At 21.0% G+C, this 1,101-nt stretch carries 1 protein-coding gene; it reads right to left on the bottom strand.

Translation table 11 applies throughout. The features are described 5' to 3' along the window. Positions 1-285 precede the first annotated feature (285 nt). Complete coding sequence (locus A500_RS19035) at positions 286-930, bottom strand: hypothetical protein (protein WP_016209202.1); 645 nt, start codon at positions 928-930, stop codon at positions 286-288. Positions 931-1,101 lie beyond the last annotated feature (171 nt).

Raw genomic sequence — 1,101 nt, 5'->3', positions numbered from 1 at the left:
AATAACATATTATATTTATACTATTTTGTTCTTAAAATGTGAAAAAAAAATCAAAATAGAAAGAAAAATATAGATTCTATTTTGATTTATATAATTTATTTATTCCCTTAATAATTTATGTTATTCTATATATTAATAAATTAAAAAGGAATTTCCATATAATAAAGAAATTTAAATAAAAAGTTAATAAAAAACTGCCGTATAAACGTGATAGAGTCAAGTTTATACGGCAGTTTTAAGACTTAAATTATATACATAATTTAAGTAAAGTAAATATTTTAATAATTAGGAAATCATTTCGCTTAATTTTTGTAATGCTTCATCCTTTGTATCAAATGAGAATTTATTTTCTTTTATATAATTTTGATCTATTTCTGGCAAATTAGCTAGTGGTTTTGAATTTGAGTAAACCTTTTTTTCAGATTCTATTATATTTCCATTTGAATCTGTTTTAAATAAGCTTATATATCCATTTTCTTCACCTAAATAATATTTATTTGATTCAAATTTATTAATATCTGTAGATGAATCACGGGTGTAAATTAATTTATTATTATCCCATTCATAAAGAGCGTATCCATCATCAGAAAGTTTCTCTGATAAAGCCTCTTTAGTAAGATTATCATCTAAATTTAATTTTTTCTTTAAGTTTAGTAAGTTTTCTGACATATCTATATTATCATTTGTTTTTAAAGTAATATAAATATTATCATCTAAATATTTATCATTTTCACTATAGACAGTTTTATTTTCAGCTTCTTCATTATTAATTAATCTATTAGGATTAGTAAAATAATCCGTTATAAAATAGCTTAGGCAAAAACAGATAGCTAATAAAGAAATAAATGAAACTAATATAGCAGCTTTTTGCTTTTTATTTAAATTTCCACTTGTGGATTTTGAATTTAAATTATTATTTGAATTATCCATATTTATCACTCCTTGTTACTATTATTACCAAATAAGTGTAACAAGGAGTGATAAATATGGATAATTCAAATTAATAATTTAAATCAAAATCCACAAGTGGAAATTTAAATAAAAGCAAAAAGCTAGCTATATTAGTTTCATTTATTTCTTTATTAGCTATCTGTTTTTGCC

The sequence above is a fragment of the Clostridium sartagoforme AAU1 genome (assembly GCF_000401215.1).
Lineage (GTDB): Bacteria > Bacillota > Clostridia > Clostridiales > Clostridiaceae > Clostridium > Clostridium sartagoforme.
This window is presented reverse-complemented; position numbering and strand designations above follow the sequence as displayed.

Excerpts from the sequence above, each read along its gene's own strand:
- A500_RS19035 (WP_016209202.1), bottom strand. The coding sequence starts at position 930 with ATGGATAATTCAAATAATAATTTAAATTCAAAATCCACAAGTGGAAAT.